17 protein-coding genes are annotated in these 19,119 nt (G+C 51.2%); 15 read left to right on the forward strand and 2 right to left on the reverse strand.

Features of this window, described 5'->3' with window-relative positions:
- The first annotated feature begins 12 nt into the window (after positions 1-12).
- From B3007_RS04725 to B3007_RS04790, 14 genes are all read left to right on the forward strand, one after another.
- Positions 13-1,581: an SIR2 family protein gene (locus B3007_RS04725; RefSeq protein ID WP_297533074.1), complete on the forward strand. Its 1,569-nt coding sequence runs from the start codon at positions 13-15 to the stop codon at positions 1,579-1,581.
- Complete coding sequence (locus B3007_RS04730; RefSeq protein WP_297533075.1) at positions 1,574-1,798, forward strand: hypothetical protein; 225 nt, start codon at positions 1,574-1,576, stop codon at positions 1,796-1,798. The genes B3007_RS04725 and B3007_RS04730 overlap by 8 nt, the downstream gene beginning before the upstream one ends.
- 224 nt (positions 1,799-2,022) lie before the next feature.
- Entirely contained in the window at positions 2,023-2,169 is a 147-nt protein-coding gene (locus B3007_RS04735; protein WP_297533076.1) for a hypothetical protein, read from the forward strand.
- Positions 2,170-2,181: 12 nt separating this feature from the next.
- The gene (locus B3007_RS04740; protein WP_076514706.1) at positions 2,182-3,213 is read left to right on the forward strand and encodes a virulence RhuM family protein; all 1,032 of its coding nucleotides are present in this window, start codon (positions 2,182-2,184) and stop codon (positions 3,211-3,213) included.
- A 9-nt stretch (positions 3,214-3,222) separates the two neighbouring features.
- Entirely contained in the window at positions 3,223-6,561 is a 3,339-nt protein-coding gene (locus tag B3007_RS04745) for a type I restriction endonuclease subunit R (protein ID WP_301378537.1), read from the forward strand.
- Positions 6,562-6,597: 36 nt separating this feature from the next.
- Positions 6,598-7,314: a M48 family metallopeptidase gene (locus B3007_RS04750; protein WP_217693571.1), complete on the forward strand. Its 717-nt coding sequence runs from the start codon at positions 6,598-6,600 to the stop codon at positions 7,312-7,314.
- Positions 7,311-8,246: a hypothetical protein gene (locus B3007_RS04755; protein WP_301378538.1), complete on the forward strand. Its 936-nt coding sequence runs from the start codon at positions 7,311-7,313 to the stop codon at positions 8,244-8,246. Before B3007_RS04750 ends, B3007_RS04755 begins: the two co-directional genes overlap by 4 nt.
- A gap of 690 nt (positions 8,247-8,936) precedes the next feature.
- Positions 8,937-9,974 carry a selenide, water dikinase SelD gene (gene selD / locus B3007_RS04760; RefSeq protein ID WP_301378554.1) on the forward strand — a complete coding sequence of 346 codons (1,038 nt, stop codon included), beginning with the start codon at positions 8,937-8,939 and terminating at the stop codon, positions 9,972-9,974.
- 2 nt (positions 9,975-9,976) lie between these two features.
- Positions 9,977-11,089 (forward strand): tRNA 2-selenouridine(34) synthase MnmH, encoded by a 1,113-nt coding sequence (mnmH, locus tag B3007_RS04765; protein WP_068441499.1) that lies wholly within the window; start codon positions 9,977-9,979, stop codon positions 11,087-11,089.
- Between the two features lie 3 nt (positions 11,090-11,092).
- Entirely contained in the window at positions 11,093-11,950 is an 858-nt protein-coding gene (locus B3007_RS04770) for a putative selenate ABC transporter substrate-binding protein (RefSeq protein WP_068435873.1), read from the forward strand.
- Positions 11,951-11,967: 17 nt separating this feature from the next.
- A complete protein-coding gene (locus B3007_RS04775) occupies positions 11,968-12,621 on the forward strand; it encodes an ATP-binding cassette domain-containing protein (RefSeq protein WP_301378540.1) in 654 nt (217 codons plus the stop codon).
- A 1-nt stretch (position 12,622) separates the two neighbouring features.
- Positions 12,623-14,152 (forward strand): PhnE/PtxC family ABC transporter permease, encoded by a 1,530-nt coding sequence (locus B3007_RS04780; RefSeq protein ID WP_301378542.1) that lies wholly within the window; start codon positions 12,623-12,625, stop codon positions 14,150-14,152.
- Position 14,153: 1 nt separating this feature from the next.
- A complete protein-coding gene (locus tag B3007_RS04785) occupies positions 14,154-14,987 on the forward strand; it encodes an EamA family transporter (protein WP_076514713.1) in 834 nt (277 codons plus the stop codon).
- Between the two features lies 1 nt (position 14,988).
- Entirely contained in the window at positions 14,989-15,546 is a 558-nt protein-coding gene (locus B3007_RS04790; protein WP_076514714.1) for a DJ-1 family glyoxalase III, read from the forward strand.
- A 62-nt stretch (positions 15,547-15,608) separates the two neighbouring features.
- Here B3007_RS04790 and B3007_RS04795 read toward each other — a convergent pair whose 3' ends face one another.
- Complete coding sequence (locus B3007_RS04795; RefSeq protein ID WP_301378544.1) at positions 15,609-16,874, reverse strand: glycerophosphodiester phosphodiesterase family protein; 1,266 nt, start codon at positions 16,872-16,874, stop codon at positions 15,609-15,611.
- A gap of 155 nt (positions 16,875-17,029) precedes the next feature.
- On the reverse strand, positions 17,030-17,902 hold the full coding sequence (locus tag B3007_RS04800) for a sterol desaturase family protein (RefSeq protein ID WP_076514716.1): 873 nt from the start codon (positions 17,900-17,902) through the stop codon (positions 17,030-17,032).
- Between the two features lie 163 nt (positions 17,903-18,065).
- Here B3007_RS04800 and B3007_RS04805 point away from each other — a divergent pair, with 163 nt between their 5' ends.
- Positions 18,066-19,073: an AraC family transcriptional regulator gene (locus tag B3007_RS04805; protein ID WP_084188684.1), complete on the forward strand. Its 1,008-nt coding sequence runs from the start codon at positions 18,066-18,068 to the stop codon at positions 19,071-19,073.
- Positions 19,074-19,119 lie beyond the last annotated feature (46 nt).

Here is a 19,119-nt window from a genome sequence, read left to right on the forward strand (position 1 = left end):
CAAGGAGGTTATATGAAAATTGGATTTTTCTTCGGTGCCGGTGCAGAAATCGGGTACGGGCTGCCTAGTGGAGGGAAGTTTGCTATTGATCTGTTTCGCCAAAACCCTAGTAGCTATAGATCTCAACTTAGAGAGCAACTGCAGGCGGTTGATCTGACTTCTTCATATGCTGCGGACTGGCTACCTCAGGGCTTCCGAGATAAACGTATTCATGCGTTCGGTCGCAGTGAATTCACCAGTCTTATTGAGTCATCCATTGAGTATCGCCGAACAGAAATCATCCGTCGTCTCAATCAGTTTGATTCTGAATGTGATGAAGCTATGCAGAGCCTCGGCATTTCTCGTGAATTGATCGAGGCCAAGTTTTCTGAACTCACAGATAAGTCCATTGGAGACAGCCTCTATACGCATGTCATTAAACTGAACGAATTGCTAGCACAGGATGTAAGCCTCTTCAGTTCCGATTATTACTCCGCAATGCTGGACGTTGTGAAAAGTACTGAAGGCAGTGACGATCTTCGTCGCTATGTTACGGCTTTCCTGCAGCTTTTGGTTGGAGCACACGGGCAGGATTTGGTCAGAAGACTAAATCAGGAGCTGTTTGAAGCAGCTCCTGACGATTTGCCGATTTTTGATGATGTATCCGGAATGTTCCGATTGGAATTCAATCGCATCGGCTCAACTGCGCTGGAACTGTTACTGGAAGAAAGCAGAACCTTTGATATTAGCGAATCCAGTACAGCTTTATCGCTGCTTTGTGCTGTTGCTCAGAAGGTTTTGGAAAATATATTTACGACGGTTCTGGACTATCAAAAGCTGATTGATGATCACTTTCGGTATCTCTTTTCACCAGAAACAGAGTGGGCGAAATTCACCAAGATGGCTGTCTTCCTGAAAATAGCCCAAGACTATATAAAACAACAAGCTCCAGACATCGCTGATATACCAGCAGCGGGCTATTACCATGACCTGGCCAGCTTTGCGCAGAATCATGAGTTCTCAGCTATTGGCACAGCCAATTACAACAGCTTGCTTACACCGATTTTTGAGCAGCAAGGCCTGGATGTACCTGATGTTATCCATCTTAATGGCAGTGTGAATGACTACTACAACCCATACAAGAACACGGTTGTTACTAACGACGACTTTGATGCACTGGATGCTAACCAACTACACGTCCCATTCATTTTGACTCAAAGTGGTCTTAAACCACTGACTTCTGTAACGATGTCGCGAAGATACGTTCAACTATTTGATTCTTATAACAATTCCGATGCTATTGTCGTTGTGGGCTTTGGCTTCAACAAAGACGATAGTCATATCAATGGGTTGTTCAGGGAGCTGATCGAAAATCACGGTAAAAGATTGTTCGTAGTGAGTCGTGATGTCGATGGGACAGCAGAACAGCAACAACGGGATTTACGTAAGCGCTTGCGTATCGCCAACAACTACAGCCGATCAGTCATTGTTGTACCTGTTGATTCGGCTAGCAGGACGATTGGGGACGTTCTGTGGGTTGACCACATCATTTCAGAGCTAACACCGGATACACCAGAGGCTCAGGAATCATCAAATGGATAACGACCTGATCCTCTACACCACTGATGATGGTGAATCCCAGCTTATACTGCGAGAGCTGGGTGGTCAGGTATGGCTCACTCAGTTGGAGATGGCTGAGCTGTACCAGACCAGTAAGCAGAATATCAGCAAGCATGTTAAGGCCGTATTGTCAGATGGGGAGCTGGCTGAGGCGGCAGTTGTCAACTCTAAGTTTACAACTGCGGTGGGCCTTGAGTGAGATCACATAGATCCAGTACAACGAAACCGCAAGTTGACTGGTCCTATAGGTTGTCTGACAATAGCTCGACGACTCACCCCTTGCAGCGTCATTCAGTTGGCCTCTGCTTGGGGCGGAGAAACCGCCTTCGGGCGGTTTTTTCATTTCTGGCATAAGGAAAGCCACCGGATCAATGATAAAGTGGCGTAAAGGAAGAAACCCATCACCAAACCGGAGTACTGGTAATGGCTGTTCAGCAGGCCCCAAAGTTTCAGGAAGAATACAGTGCCAAGCTACCGGCGCTGACGTTATTGGCCAATCTTGGGTGGTCGTTTCTCTCACCTGCTGAGGCGCTGGCCAGCAGCGGTAACATAATCGTTACCAACATATAAGGGAGCCTTCAAATGACCAATCAACCATCGACACCACCGGCCGGTGAGTTCGTGGTGTTCACGACAGATGACGGCCAGGCTCGGGTCGAATGTCGGTTTGAGTCCGATACTTTATGGTTGTCACAGGCCGCCATGGCTGAGCTGTATCAAGTGACTCCGCAAGCGATTACGCAGCACATACGTGCTGTATATGAAGAGGGTGAGCTTGATCAAAACTCAACCTGTAAGGATTACTTACAAGTTCAGATGGAGGGGGCGCGTAGAGTCAGTCGTAAGCGGTTGCACTATAGCCTGTCGGTTATTCTTGCCGTCGGCTACCGCGTCCGGTCCACTCGCGGTACTCAATTCCGTCAGTGGGCGACGCGGACGCTTCAGGAGTATCTGGTTAAGGGCTTTGTTATTGATGATGAGCGCCTGAAGAACCCTCCGGTAGGTGCCTCGGTAGCGCCAGACTACTTTGATGAGCTGCTCGAACGTATCCGCGACATTCGCGCCAGCGAACGCCGGATGTACCTGCGCGTACGCGAGATATTTGCCCTCGCTGCCGACTATGAGCCGTCTCTGAAAGAAACCACGCAGTTCTTTAAAACAATTCAGAACAAGTTGCATTATGCCTGTTCCGGCCAGACGGCTGCTGAGCTGATTCATAGCCGAGCTGATGCCTCACAGCCAAACATGGGCCTGAACACATTCAAAGGCACAGAGGTGCGCAAGGGCGATATCGTCACGGCAAAGAATTACCTGACCGAACCAGAAATCAAAGAGTTGAACCGCATCGTTACCATGTGGTTAGACTTTGCCGAAGATCAGGCCGAGCGGCGACAGCAGGTGTTTTTGCAGGACTGGCAGAACAAGCTTGATCAGTTTTTGCAGTTTAATGACAGAGACGTTCTGGTTGGTGCTGGCTCCGTCAGTAAAAAAGACGCTGATGCCAAAGCAACTGCCGAATATGAACGCTTTGCAGAACATCGTCGGCGGCTGAAAGAGCAGGCCGGAGAGAACGATATAGAAGAGCTGTTACACTGGACGCCGCCAAAGCAGTAAGGATGACGAATGGAACACTACGCCCCCAAGTTTCAGGAAGAATACAGTGCCAAGCTACCCGCACTGACGCTATTGACCAGCCTTGGGTGGTCGTTCCTCTCACCTGCTGAGGCGCTGGCCAAGCGCGGTGGTAAGTACGATCAGGTGGTGCTGCGGGATATTCTGCGGGCCGAACTTGAAAGGCGCACCTTCACCTTTGCCGGGCAAACACACTCGTTGTCGGCAAAAGCCATTGATAATCTGATCGCTGAAATTTGTAGCCCGGCACTGAACGAAGGCCTGCTGAATGCCAATGAGCGCCTATACAACCATATGCTGTATGGCATTTCGGTCACTGAGTTTGTAGACGGTAAAAAAGCCAACCCGACCATTGCCATCATCGACTGGCAGAACCCTGCGAATAACAGTTTTACCTTTACGGAAGAATTTATTGTCACCCGCTCGGGCGGTGCTGGCTCGTCGGCGCAGGATACCCGCCGCCCGGACATCGTCTGTTTTGTGAATGGCATCCCCTGGGTGGTGATCGAGGCCAAACGCCCGGATGGCAGCAGCCGCAAAGGGCCGACCATTGATGAAGGCATCTCGCAGTCGTTGCGTAATCAACGCCATGATGAAATCCCGCAGTTATTCGCTTACAGCCAGTTGCTGTTGTCGGTGAATGGCATTGATGCCCGTTACGGCACCTGCGAAACCAAGAAGAAGTTCTGGGCGGCCTGGCGTGAAGAAGACATCTCGGATGCTGGGATGTTTGCTATTAAGAACCGGGCACTCAGTGATGAGCAGAAGAAGGGTTTATTCAGCCACCGTAACCCGGATGATCTGGCGTGGTACGAGAGTCTGATTGCAGGCGGTGAGCTGGCAGTCTCCGAGCAGGACAAAATGCTGATCAGTCTGGTCAGCCCAGAGCGCCTGCTGGAAATGACGCGCTATTTCACGCTGTTTGATAAAAAAGTCGGCAAGATCGTCGCGCGTTATCAGCAGGTGTTTGGCATTAAGCGTTTAATCGATCGAATCAATACCCGTAACTCTACAAACGGCCGCGAGGGCGGTGTTATCTGGCATACCACGGGGTCGGGTAAGTCGTTCACTATGGTATTTCTGAGTAAGGCGCTGATCCTTCACGATAGCCTGAAACAATGTCGGATTCTGGTTGTTACCGACCGGGTCGATCTTGAAACTCAGTTGAGCAAAACATTCGCCAGTGGTGGTGAGCTGGCAACGTCGAAAGACAAAGACGCGGCGATGGCAACCTCAGGTGCTCGCCTTGCGGAGCAGATCGGCAAAGGCAACGAGCGCATCATGTTCTCGCTGATTCAGAAGTTTAACTCAGCCACCAAGTTGCCTGAGTGTCATAACGACAGTGCTAATCTGATCGTATTGATTGACGAAGGCCACCGCAGCCAGGGCGGTGAAAACCATATTCGTATGAAGCTGGCGTTGCCCAACGCATCCTTCGTAGCTTTTACCGGCACGCCACTGTTAAAAGACGATAAAACCACCAATAAGTTCGGCCCGATCGTACATGCCTACACCATGCAGCGTGCGGTAGAAGATAAAACCGTAACACCATTGCTGTACGAAGAGCGCATCCCCGATATTGATGTAAACGACCGTGCAATTGACCGTTGGTTTGAGCGCATTACTGAAGGCCTGACCGAACAGCAGAAGGCTGACCTTAAGCGTAAGTTCTCAAAGAAAGGGCAGGTATACGGTGCCGATGAGCGTATTCATCTGATTGCTCTGGATATCGCTAACCACTTCGTGAAGAACGTTCCCGATGGCTTGAAAGCTCAGCTCGCTTGCGACAGCAAAGCATCGGCGATTCGTTATAAGAAATATCTGGATGAGGCCCAAGCCCTTTGGCCAGAAGGCAATAGGTTTGAATCGGCGGTCGTGATGAGTTCACCGGATACCCGCGAGGGTAATACGGCGGTGGATGAATCCGGTACGCCCGAAGTGACGCAGTGGTGGAAAGAGCACGTCGGCACACAAGACGAGCAGACGTACACCAAGCACCTGATTGAACGCTTTGATAAAGATGATTCGCTTAAGCTTCTGATCGTGGTGGATAAACTGCTGACCGGCTTTGATGAGCCAAAGAACGCTGTCTTGTACATCGACAAGCCGTTAAAAGAGCACAACTTGATTCAGGCTATTGCGCGGGTAAACCGCCTGCATCCGAAGAAAGAGTTTGGCTATTTGATTGATTATCGCGGGATTCTTTCTGAGTTAGATACCACGATACAAAAGTATCAGGATCTCGCCTCGCGTACTCAAGGCGGCTACGACATCGACGATATTGCTGGTCTCTACAACCAGATGAGCACGGAATACAAACGCTTACCGCAGTTGTATAAGCAGCTTTGGGCGATTTTCGATGGGGTGAAGAACAAAGCTGATACTGAATCTATGCGCCAGGCATTGGTGCCCAAGATAGAAGAAAGAGAATCGTCAGTGCCCGGCGAACAAAGCGAACTGGTCGATGTGAACCTGAAGAAACGTGAAGACTTCTATCAGGCGCTAACGGCCTTCGCCAGTTGTCTTAAGGTCGCGTTGCAGTCGGTGACCTTCTTTGAAGATAAAAGCTTTACCGATGACGATCGCCATCATTACAAAGAAACCCTGAAAGCCATGACGTCTCTGCGTCAGACTATTCAGCGCGATACGGGCGAGCGGATTGATTACGATGAGTATGCAGAAAAAGTAAAACAACTCATCGACAAACATGTGGTGGGTGTTGAAGTACGCGAGCCCGGTGGCCAGTATGACGTCGGTAATATGGGTAAAAGCCAGGAACCAGAAAACTGGACTGACAATAAGACCCGCAACGAAACCGACATCATCAAAACCCGTGTTACGAAGATGATTGAGCAGGATCTTCAGGATGACCCTTACGCGCAGGAGGAGTTCTCCAAGCTTTTGCGTCAGGCGATTGAAGAGGCCGAGGCGCTGTTTGATCATCCGTTGAAGCAATACATGTTGTTCCGTGACTTTGAAGAGCAGGTGCAGGAACGGCGTCTGGATGATCTGCCGGATGCTTTCTCGGGCAACCGTCACGCGCAGGCGTACTTTGGTATCTTCAAGAAGGTACTGCCAGAGGCACTGGCAGTGATGGATGAGCAGGTTCAGAAGCGCTGGGTAGAGCTGGCGTTTGAGGTAGACCGGCAGGTAGAAACCGCCGTCGCCGAGAACTCAATTAATCCTCAGAATATTGAGGCTGACATCCGTAATAAGTTGCTGCCGATGTTGTTTAAGTACTGCAAAGACGTTGGCGCCGGGCTGGATAAAGTGAAAAAGATGGTTGAGCTGATCGTGCAGATTACTCGTGTTGGCCTGAGCAATAAGTAACCTATGAACGTGCCTGTTCGCCCCAAGGGCGAGTTAATGAGCTTTTATTACGGGGATGAAAAGATCTCGTTCACCCGCTTGGCCAGAAAGTCCGAAAGCTCAAAAGTATTGATCAAAGTACACCCGGATTGCCAGGTAGTTGCGTTGGCACCAGAAGCCGCGAGCCGTGACTCGGTGTTATCTGCTGTTAAAAAGCGTGGCCGGTGGATTTATCAGCAGCTTTCAGAATTTAAAACACAGTTGGCAGACTATCAGCCACGTCAGTTTGTGAGCGGCGAGAGCCACTACTATCTGGGTAAGCAATACCTGCTCAAAGTGATTGAAGATTCTGAGGCGAAGCAGTCAGTAAAACTGCTGCGCGGTTCGATAGAAGTGACGGTCAGAAGTAAGTCACAGGACAAAGTCTCTGGACTTTTAAAAGACTGGTATCGGCTGCGGGCAAAAGAAACCTTCTCCAAGCGTCTGGATGCCGTATTGGAGCAAGCGCTTTGGGTTGAAGAACGACCACCGATGAGAGTGCTCACTATGCAGACTCAATGGGGGAGCTGTTCGCCTAATGGCAGGATTACATTGAATCCGTATCTGGTAAAAGCCCCACGGGAATGCATCGACTATGTGATTCTCCACGAGTTGTGCCATATCGCTGAACACAATCACAGTGAGCGGTTTTATCGTCTGATGGGGCAGGTCATGCCGAACTGGGAAAGCACGAAAGAGCGATTAGATCAAATGGCAGGGAAGTTGTTTTTGTGAGTACGTTATTCAAGGCTTGGGAATATTTTCTGCGTTTTCTGAAGTGGAAACGTGAACGAGAAGAGCGTGAAAAGACTATCGAAAAGTATGGTCGCTGGGCAGCTGAAACGACGCTACCAACGCGCTTTATAGCGCTATTTGAGCATCACGGTGTACACCGAAATCAGATTCCACGTTTCTTTGATCATGGTTTGACGGTAAAGGACGTAAGCAGCGATGAAGCTCTAACTGAAAAACTTACTGAGCAGATTTTACAAGATGCTTGTGATCTATTCGCTGTGCGGCGTGAGTGGCTGGATGGCGTTTCTGACGAGATTTATGAAGTTCATCATTTCTACAAATACCCTGCAGATTTCGAGCAATTTATTCAGAGGTTGGCTCGTGAGTCAGACGAGGCCGGCCGACTCTGGGGGAAAGTTATTATTCCATCGTCGAAGAGCCCGCGCTCTGACGCACTGTTCTTTATCGAAGAAAGGATAGGTTATTTGGGTAATGAACCTATTAGGCGTTTTCACCTGACCGGAACGTGGTCGTACGATTACTGGAAGTGCCGGGCCTACCTTGCTGCGTGTGTGTCAATAGCATGCCGGAATGGATGCCACGTCAATGGATCAGTTGTAGACCGAAAGTATCTTAAGAATGTTACTCAGGGGCTAGAGTTTATTGACCCTCAGGCACTACGTCGTTGTGGCCGAAGTTGGGAGCCAGAAGATATGGCCTATGACCCAGACGTCTTTCTTAAAGACCTTGAATTGGCAGGGTATGAAAATTCAAAACAGCTAGGATTGGAGTTGTGGTTGAAGTTAGCGAATGATGGTTGGATGGACGGATATGTTCCAGCAACCATTGATAAATTCGAGAGAGCGCTAAGTCTTGGTGCTCAAATTCCCCCAAGGAAACGCTACTGGTTCTGCTTAAGGAGAACGGAATGAGAGCAGCAACAATCAAACTCTTTTTGGTTCATGGAAGACCGAATGGGCTTAGAACAGCAGAGCTTTCCAATTGGTCTGGTAAGGCTGTGATGTTGCAAAGCCTATCCCAATAAACCTGCAACTGAAACGGATAGGCCACGCAGCTGGATATAATAGGGTTTATTCGGTTCTCGCGCATAGCCAGGCAAGCTGGCTGAAGCGCTCCTACAGGGGGCGATGTTCACGGCGTAATCGCGAATAGCCTCCGGCTGATTCGCTCCCACAAGGAATGTGACTCACAAGGAGTTTGGTGAATTAGTCTGTGTTATCGATTCTCGTGGGGAAGGTGTCGGGAAGAAGCTTCCCTCTTACAAGGGGTAGCCCTTCCAGGTTTTCGCGTATAGCCAGGCAGGCTGGCTGACGCGCTCCTACGAGGTATGTTCGCGGTGTTATCACGAATAGCCTCCGGCTGATTCGCTCCCACAGGGAACGTGTCTCACGAGGAGTTTGGTGACTTAGCCTGCGATATCGATTCTTGTGGGGAAGTTGTCGGGAAGAAGCTTCCCTCCTACAGGGTTCATGGCGTTGTCAGTTTTTCGCGCATAGCCAGGCAAGCTGGCTGAAGCGCGCCTACAACCTTTCACGGCCCTCAGGTATCATGCGGCCTTCGTCTGTATGAACTGGGGTTCTGTCTTGTCTGATTCATCTGTTATCCGTCTTACTGAGTACAGCCACGGCGCGGGTTGTGGCTGCAAGATCTCGCCTAAGGTGCTGGATACGATTCTGGCGTCTCAGCTGACGCTGCCTGATAGTCCGAATCTGCTGGTGGGTAACAGCTCGAAGGATGATGCCGCTGCATACGATATCGGCAACGGCCAGGCGGTACTGAGTACCACGGATTTCTTTATGCCGATCGCGGATGATCCGTTCGATTTTGGTCGTATTGCCGCGACCAACGCGATTTCGGATATCTATGCCATGGGCGGTAAGCCGTTGATGGCGATTGCGATTCTCGGCTGGCCGGTGAATGTGCTGGCGCCAGAGGTAGCTCAGCGTGTTGTCGATGGTGGCCGTCAGGCCTGTGCCGATGCCGGTATCCCGCTTGCTGGCGGTCACAGCATTGATGCGCCAGAGCCGATCTTTGGTCTGGCGGTTACCGGCATCGTTGATATCGATAAGCTGAAGCAGAACGATCAGGCGACGGCTGGCTGTAAGCTGTATCTGTCGAAGCCTTTGGGAGTCGGTGTGCTGACCACTGCGCAGAAGAAGAAAATTTTAAAGCCAGAGCATGAGTTTCTGGCGCGTGACACCATGTGCATCCTTAATAAGGTCGGTGAGAAAATTTCTGCCGTTGATGGCGTTGAAGCACTGACGGATGTCACCGGCTTTGGCCTCGGCGGGCATCTGCTGGAGATCTGTGAGGGCAGTGGCGTAGACGCTGAGATTAACTATGATGCGCTGCCTGTGATGGCGCCGGTGAAAGACTACATCGCACAGGGCTCTATGCCTGGTGGTACGGGGCGTAATTTTGAGAGTTACGGCGAGAAGCTTTCAGAAATGACAGACGAGCAGCGCGCCATCATTTGTGACCCTCAGACCAGCGGCGGTTTATTGATTGCCGTGCGCCCTGATCAGGCAGCCGAGGTCGAGGCGATTCTTGCCGAAGAAGGCTTGCAGAATGAGTGCATTGGTGAACTTGTCTCTGCCACTGGCTCAGCCGTGCGCGTGACGATTAAAACAGGAAGTTAATAATGAGCCGCCCGGATACTGCTGACTTCAGAACACTGTTCTTATCGGACACTCCGATGATGGATACCCGTGCGCCGCTGGAGTTTAAAAAGGGTGCTTTTCCCCACACGGTCAGCTTGCCGTTAATGACGGATCAGGAGCGTGCGAAAGTCGGAACCTGCTATAAAAAGAAAGGCCAGGACGAAGCTATTAAACTCGGCCATCAGTTGGTATCCGGTGATATCAAAGAGCAGCGCGTTCAGCGTTGGCTTGAGTTCGCTCAATCTAACCCGGAAGGGTACCTGTACTGTTTTCGCGGAGGTCTGCGCAGTCAGATTACGCAGCAATGGTTGAAAGAGGCGGGTTGCGAATACCCGCGCATTACCGGCGGCTACAAAGCCATGAGACGTTTCCTGATCGATACTCTCGAACGTGTTGTGGTTGAGAAACCTCTGGTCGTGGTTGCGGGGCAGACGGGGTGTGCAAAAACTGAATTACTGAAGCAGGTTCCGGCCAGTGTTGATCTTGAAGGTCTGGCGCATCACAGAGGCAGTACGTTTGGTAAACGCCCGGGTGGCCAGCCTGCACAGATCGGCTTTGAAAATGCTCTCGCGGTTGATTTCCTTCGTCACGAAGAATTTAAAGCGGATATGCCGGTTATTCTCGAAGATGAGAGCTTGTTAATCGGGCGTTGTGCATTGCCTGAAACCTTACGCAACCAAATGGCGAAGGCATCGCTTGTGATCGTTGAAGCGAGCTTCGAGTCCCGCGTTGAGCACAGTTATAACAATTACATTCTGAATAAATTAACCGAGTGGCAGCAGGCGCTTGGCACCGACGAGGGTTTTGCGGCGTTCGCTGATGATCTGCGTCAGAGCATGAGTAAAGTGGAGCGGCGCCTTGGCGGGGTTCGCCACCGCGCGATCACCGAGCTGCTCGAACACGCTATTCATCAACACGAGCAGGGCAATCCTGAATTACATCGTGAATGGATTGGTCATCTGCTTGAGCAATATTACGACCCTATGTATCAATACCAGCTGTCCCGTAAAAAGGGGCGCCTGGCCATGCGGGGCTCTTTCGATGAAGTGCGCGATTATCTGAACTCTCTTTCTGTATCTGATCTAAAAGGATAAATAATGATGTTACGTTCTGTTTTTGCAGCCGCAGCAGGCTTACTGATGAGTGCGGCAGCCGTCGCCGAAACCTTTACCTTTACGGCCATTCCTGACGCCGATGAAAGCCGTCTGAATGCACGCTTCGGTAAAGTGGCAGACTACCTGTCAGAGCAGCTGGGCGTGGATGTAAAATACATCCCGGTAAAATCCTATCCTGCGGCGATTACGGCATTCCGCAATGATCAGGTACAGCTGGCCTGGTTCGGTGGTTTGTCTGGTGTACAGGCGCGCGCACTGGTTGAGGGGTCTGAAGCTATTGCTCAAGGCTATGAAGATCAGTTCTTTAAAACTTACATCATTGCTAACACCAGCACTGAGATCGACGCATCTGATGAACTGCCAGAGGATATTAAAGGCAAGACGTTTACCTTTGGTTCAAAGGGGTCTACCTCTGGCCGCCTGATGCCTGAATTCTTTATTCGTGAAGCCTTCAATGCATCCCCTGATGAGCTGTTCAGCCGCGTGGGTTTCTCGGGTGATCACAGCCGTACTATTGCGCAGGTACAGAGTGGTGTGTATCAGGTCGGTGCTGTGAACTACAGCGTTTGGGATACCGAAGTGGAAGAAGGCAAGATCGACACAGATAAAGTTAAAGTGATCTGGACGACGCCTACCTATCCGGATTATCAGTGGACGATTCGTGGTGATGTCGACGCCCGCTATGGCGAGGGCTTTAAAGAAAAAGTCAGAACCGCGCTGCTGGATATGAAAGACGAAGATCTGCTCGCGAGCTTCCCGCGTAAGTCGTTTGTTCCTGCGAGCAACGATGACTATGCCCCGATTGAACGCACAGGCAAAGCCATCGGCCTGCTGGATTAATCATGCAGGGTCAGGCCATGTTCCAGCTTACTGGAGCGTCTTTTGCGCACGATGATCAGCTTGTGCTGCACGACATTAGTCTGGAAATTCGTGACGGTGAAAAAGTCGCTCTCGTGGGCCCATCGGGTGCGGGTAAGTCAACGCTGCTTTCGCTTTTATGGAAGCAGCAGCCTGACGCCGTTGCTTTGTGCCCGCAGGAAAGTGGTCTGGTGGACCTGTTATCCACCTATCAGAATATTTATATGGGCGGGTTATCCCGCTTTTCGACGCTTTATAATCTTATCAACCTCATTCGCCCTTGGGCTGTTCGTCGTGAAGAAGTTGCTCGCGTTGCGCGTACCTTAGGTATCGAAGATAAACTCTGGAACTCGCCGGATCAGTTGTCTGGCGGGCAACGCCAGCGTGTTGCGCTCGGGCGTGCTCTGTATCGCAATAAGTCTATATTTATGGGTGATGAGCCCGTGTCTTCGCTTGACCCCGAGCAGGGCGAACAATTATTGATGCACGTGCTTCAGCAACATACGACGGCGATCGTTGCCATTCACAGCCCGGAATTAGCGGCTAAGCATTTTGATCGCATTATTGCCTTAAAAGACGGTCGCATTTTCGGCGACTGGCAAGCGGCAGAGTTGGATCTCAGTACCCTCGAAACCGTTTATCAGGATGCCTGACATGGGCGGTAAGAGTGTTTCCCTAGCTAAAGGTGAAAAGTCTAAAGCTGAAAAGCCTAAAGGCAAAAAATCTACCGGCGCACGCTTTCGGGACCTGAGTCTGTGGTTTGTGCTTGTTGCCATTGTTTCTTTGTTCTTCGCCGATATTTTTCTGTATCAGCCTGACCCCTGGGAAGAGTTTACCCGCATAGGCTGGGGAATGGTGACGCCGTTCTGGCCGGACGCGAATGAGCTTCTGATGTCTGCACTGCATACCGTCAGTTTTGCCTTGCTCGGTGTGGCAGTGTCGGCAGCCTTAGGCGTGTTACTGGCCATCTGGTTTCACTGGCGTGTGGTCAGAGTATTTTCTGCCGTTATCCGCTCGGTGCATGAAATTTTCTGGGGCCTGCTGTTTATGCAGGTATTTGGTCTCAGTGCATTAACGGGCTTGTTGGCGATTATTATTCCTTTCGCAGGCATTTTTGCGAAAGTCTTTTCAGATATCTTTCATCAGCAGTCTTCTGCGACGGTCGATACACTTGCAGGCTCCAGTCGTTTAAGCCGTTTCTTTTATGGATGGATACCACAGGCCTGGCCAGCCATGGGCTCATATATCCGTTACCGCTTTGAGTGCGCATTGCGGTCGAGTGCGATTCTGGGCTTTATCGGCCTGCCAACATTAGGGTTTCATCTGGAGACTGCCTTCCGTCAGGGCGACTACAGCGAAGCGGCGGCGGTATTCTGGGTGTTTCTGTTATTGATAGGCTCCGTCAGGCTCTGGTTTTATAAAAAGCTCTTGCCAGCCTATCTGTTGGGTGCTGTTTTTTTGTTGCCGGAAACGCCGCCCGTGAATGCGAGTTTCGTGTGGCAGTTTTTTACTCAGGATTTATGGCCCAACCCACTACTGAACGGCGACCTTCCGGGCGCGATGAGTTGGTACGGCAATGTACTGGCTGATGAAGTTGGGCCTGCACTGATACAGACGATTGCTATTACACAAGCGGCGCTGGTGCTCAGTGGGGTAATGGCATTGGCCTGGTATCCATTCGCCAGTCGTTGGCTTGTCGGGCGGTATTACTGGGTAGGGCGGTTTAAACTTCTGGTATTGAGGTCTGTCCCTGAGCTGATGCTGGCGTATCTGTTTATGTTGCTGTTTGGCCCTTCGGCCTTGCCAGCGATTTTCGCATTGGCGTTGCATAATGGCGGCTTAATAGCGTTTCTTCTTGCTAATCACAGTCAGGATGCGTCTTCTCAACAGAGGCTGGATTCCCCCTCTGGGTTAGCGCGCTATTTTTATCAGGACTTGCCTCAGCGTTACCCGGCGTTTCTGGCCCTGCTGTTTTATCGTTGGGAAGTGATCATGCGTGAGAGTGCCATGATGGGCGTGTTGGGTATTGCGACGCTGGGCTTTTATGTTGACTCTGCGTTTGAGGAGATCCGCTTCGATAAAGCGTTTTTCCTGATTCTTGTCGCAGCAGCGTTGAATGTTATCGTGGACAGCCTGTCCCGCCGTTTGCGTAGAGCGGCCGGTTTAAAAACACCGCGGATGTAGTATGTCGATTGCCTTTCTTTTTATTTCAGCCATCTGCTGGACGTTGTTTGATCTCTCACGTAAGAAACTGGTGGCCAACGAAACGCCTCTGGCGCTGACTCTGGCATTCAATGTCGGGGCGATCCCTCTATATCTTGCGGCGTATTTTATAGCCTCAGATTCCACCGTGTCGGCTGGATACTGGCTTCCGTCTTTGGTAGCTGCAGTACTTGCGGCGATGGCCGCGGTTGGTTTTATTACGGCGCTCAAACTGGGGGATGTGGCTAAGGTTATTCCGGTGCTGGCCCTGACGCCTGTGATTTCGACCCTGGCTGCAGGGTGGCTGTTGGATGAGTCATTGAGCGTCTACCAGTGGCTCGCCATGTTGGTTACCGTGGTGGCGATCGGTGGTGCGCAGGGCGGTTTGCACCATGTTAAGGGAAAGCCTTTTCTTCTGATGTTGCTGGTCTGCTTTGGCTGGGGCGTTGGTATTGTCTTTGATAAGCAGGCGCTGGAGCACAGTGGGCCTTTCTTTCACGGTGTCGTGCAAACAACGTTAGGGTCGCTATTGATTGCGAGTTACGCCTTTGCGACGAAAACCCCGGCAAGATTACAGGGCCAGGCGTTAAGGCTGATACCAGCACTGTTGGTGTTTGTCGGTGCTGTTGTCTTTCAGTGGCTTGCGCTCGATGGTCTGGATGCGGGGATTGTTGAGACCGTCAAACGCAGTGTCGGCATTGTTGGAGCTTTATTAGGTGGTTTGTTATTGTTCAGAGAGGCCATAACAAAAGCGCAGGTATTCTGGTGCATTGTGATTCTGGCCTGCATTCCGGTAATTCTTCAGCCCGAGGTGTGAAATGAACAAGAAGGTTCTGATCGGTATCGCAGACGGTACCGAAGAGTTGGAAGCCGTCACTATCATCGACGTGCTGCGCCGAGCGGAGGTCGACGTCACGGTGGCTTCGGTGGCGCCAGGCCATGAAGTGGAGTGCTCGAGAGGTGTCCGTCTGGTTGCAGACAAGCTCATTGGTGAGTGTGTCGCAGAAGACTGGGATGCGATTATGGTGCCGGGCGGTATGCCGGGCGCGCAGAATCTCTCGGATAACGAAGCCTTCGTCTCCCTCCTCAAACAACAACACAGTAGCGGTAAACTGATTGCAGCCATCTGTGCTGCGCCATACGTTGTTCTGGCGTGTCATGGTTTACTCGAAGGCAAATCAGCGACGGCTTATCCCGGGTTCAGAGAAGATCTGACAACGGTCGGAGTCATGCCGAGTGATGAGGTGGTTGTTATCGATGGCAATATAATGACCAGCCAGGGGCCCGGTAGTGCAATGCAGTTTGCTTTAGCTCTGGTGACAAAGCTGTGCGGGGAAGAGGTGTCTCACCAGGTCGCGGACGGTTTATTAGTTTAATGCGCCCCTGAACAATTCTCTCAGGAGCGCATTAGTGTTTACGCGTGGTATACGCGTGAGCCTCAGAGGTTCATGCAGTTTGCATAGTAAGTGGTGGTCGCTGGCCAGTCAGAGAAAACGCCGATAACGCCAACATCCTGAGCCAGAACATCCAGCACTGTCATAACGTCACCGTCGTTATCGATCACATCCATACCGCCATCATCGCCATTCACCGACTGGAAGTACCAGCCACCGTTGTCCGTCAGGCGACCAGAGCGTTCAAGTGTCCAGGCGATCAGTTTCAGGCCCGCTGCTTTGGCATTGATCGCGTACTGTGAAGGTACGATGTCGCCGTCGCTGTTCACGTTCAGCAGCATCCACATAGGTGGCGCCAGAACGCGTAGGCCTTCATCAACCCATTCTTCCATCTGTGCCTGTGTCACGCTGGTATCGTAAACGCCATCGAGATAAACCGCCTGGCGACCATACCAGGTGTTATCAATCCAGTATTTTACGTCTTCGTAATTAAACGATTGCGGCCAGACTTTGCGTGGGTGGATACCCGCATCACGGTATTCGTCGATCATTTGCTGAGCGTACATTTCCTGGGTGTAGTCGCCTTCAAACGGCATCTCTACCGAAGGGGATTTCAGTTCAGGTGTGTAGTGGGCGCCCAGTTCTTTGAACAGTTGGATGCTTTCTGCGTGGGTCAGCAGGGTACCTTTCGATGCGTAGAGGTCTGTGCGGTAGTCTGCTGTGGCATTCATGTAGCCTTCAATGGTGGTTGCCGTGCGGTCTGCCGCGTCCATTTTTCCCTGCAGACTTTTGAATTCAGCGAGGGTAATGTCGCTGGTACAGCAGGTGATATCCGCTGCATTGGTAAGCATGCCATTGCTGTCGAATTCAGGTGGTACTGAACACTTTTCAGCCAGTGGCGTTGCCAGAATATTCGTTGTGGTGTGAAGGTCGCATTGTGAATGGCGGCACACCAGCTCGCGATCTTTCGTGAAGGTTACGTCGCATTCAAGAATGCCTGCGCCCATTTTTGCCGCCGCTTCGTAGGATTCTTTCGTGTGCTCTGGAAATTGCAGAGGTGCACCACGGTGGCCGATTGAGAAGCGGCTCTGGAAGAAAGGACCAGTGTCACAGCTTTTCAGCTTATCTTTGAGTTCGCCTTCGTCCATATCTTCAACAAGGTAAAAAGGGCGAGGGCCGATCTGGGTTTCAGAGAATTTACCGAAGAACCATTTACCAAAATGGCTGTTGCGGTGGTCAGGGCCAGCATGGGTGGCGCAGCCGGCAACCAGCATCAGAGATGCCAGAGCGTAGGTCAGAAGGGATTTCATTATTAACCTCCATATCAGTTGGAAAACAGGGAGGTTCAGGCTAGACGCCAAGGATGTCAGTTTTAAAACTGCTGGGTGACGGTCTTATTTCATTTGGTCTTCCTGATGACGTGGCGTACCTTGTCGACATCCTATCATCAGGAAGAGAGGGTTCGTTATTGGTCGGCAGACTGATGCTCACCGTATTTTTCCGTTACCCAGTCCGGGTGCTTCCACATAATTCTCGGGTCTTTGTATTTTTTCAGATCCCGGAACATATTCTGCCAATCATACACTTGCGCATGCCAAGGATTATTCGGCTTGGTCGGCATACGCTTGACGCCATAGACAATTTCGCCGGCTGTTTCTTCTGCCTGAAACGTACCGAAGAGTTTGTCCCAGATAATGAGTACACCGCCGAAATTCTTATCAATCTGCTCAGGGTTGCTGCCGTGGTGCACTCTGTGATGTGACGGAGTATTGAAGATTTTTTCTGCCCAACCCAGCGTCCGGACTTGCTCGGTATGCAGGAAAAACTGATAAACCAGATTGGCCTCGATCGCGATTAAGGTCCAGGTTTTATCGAAACCGACAAACGCGGCAGGAATCCACCAGAGAATCCAGGTCCCTGAAAATGCATAGGTGAAGTTCTGCCGCAGTGCCGTCGAGAAATTCATGTGCTCAGAACTGTGATGCGTTACGTGCGCATTCCAGAACCAGCGAATTTTATGCATCAGGTAGTGCGCGGCATACATACACAGGTCGATAAACAGAATCAGAGCGATGATGCTGACAACGCCGACCTCTGGGTTCCATTGAAAGCCAAATTGATACACCCAGTCGTAAAACAGCTGAATAAACAGTGCGATGGCGATGCCGTCGACGATTTTATACGACGCACCTGTCATCAGATTGGTGAAGGTTTCAGGGAAGTGATAGAGCTTAGTAACCCCACGACGTTTGGCCCAGAGGTTTTCAATGACCATGGTTCCGATGAACACACCGGCAAACAGCCCAATAAATAGCAGTGCGCGCAGTAAGTCTTCCATCAGTGTCTCCAGCTTTCTTATTTGATGCTGATAGATTAGCGCAGTCGTTGTGGGCTATATTGATATTTTCAGACTCTTAATTGATATTTTCAGACATTCTTACTCAGCGAGGATCAACAACTTATGACAATTGTGCACGAGTGCTTCTAAAAGAGCGCGGCGTATGAAAGAGCGGGATTCTCGTTTAGCCGGGCTGTCTGTCACCGGGGACTTAATGTCTCTGGTGTCGTCGTACGTCTCCGAGCAGCGCCGCTCTGTGCCGGCGGTACTGAGCCGTGAGGGTGGCGCTCGACGCCTGACCTTCGATGAATGGTGGGCGTTGCTGGACAGCGTCCGCGACGGTTTAGGCTCATCCTCGATTGGGATTGATCTGGCTCGCCGAGTCGGCCCTGAGCATGTTGGCGTCATTGGTTACCTGACCTTGTCATGTCAGACGGTTCTGGAGGCTTTTCAGTACTTTGAGCGCTTTCAGACCTTGCTCTATGAAGGTCCGAAGGCCCGGCTCGAATTGAGAGACGGCCTTGCTGGCTTGGTGTGGGATACGAGCTTTGGCGGCTCGACGCGTGTATCGGATCAGGTGATCCTCGGCGGCTTTGTGACTTTCTTGCGAAGAATGACGGGGCAGAGCGAACTCACAATAGAACGTGCGGAAACTTGGTGGAACGACGTGCCCGCCAGCGATCTGTTCGAGCGCCACCTAGGTGGGAGCCTCGTGTGCGGCGCCAGTGCGAATGCACTCTGGTTCGATGCCAATGTGCTGACACTGCCACTGGTCAGCCACGACGATGTCACGTTCAGGGCATTAAATGAAAAGGCAACCGCAGCACTGGCAAACATGCCCGACCTTGGGCGGTTTGCGGATACCGTACGGCAACTCATCATTGAGCGTTTACCATTGGGTGACGCCGACCAGAGCGCAATTGCTTCTCGACTGGCGATGTCAGAGCGCACATTGCTGCGCAGGTTGCGTCAGTCGGGTATTGGCTTCAGGGATCTGCTGGGGCAGGTGCGGGTAGAGTTGGCGCAGGTATATCTGCGGGATAAGCACCTGACCCTCAGTGAAATCGCTCTGCTGCTTGGCTACTCAGAGCAGGCGCCTTTCAACCGGGCTTTTCGTAAAGCAACGGGCAAAACACCGGGCAAGTGGCGGGCTGAGTTCAAAACAGTTTAGCCCAGCAAAACTATAGGCAAGAAATAGTTGGCCTGATAGTATCAAT

Source organism: Thalassolituus sp. UBA675 (assembly GCF_002297765.1).
GTDB lineage: Bacteria > Pseudomonadota > Gammaproteobacteria > Pseudomonadales > Oceanobacteraceae > Thalassolituus.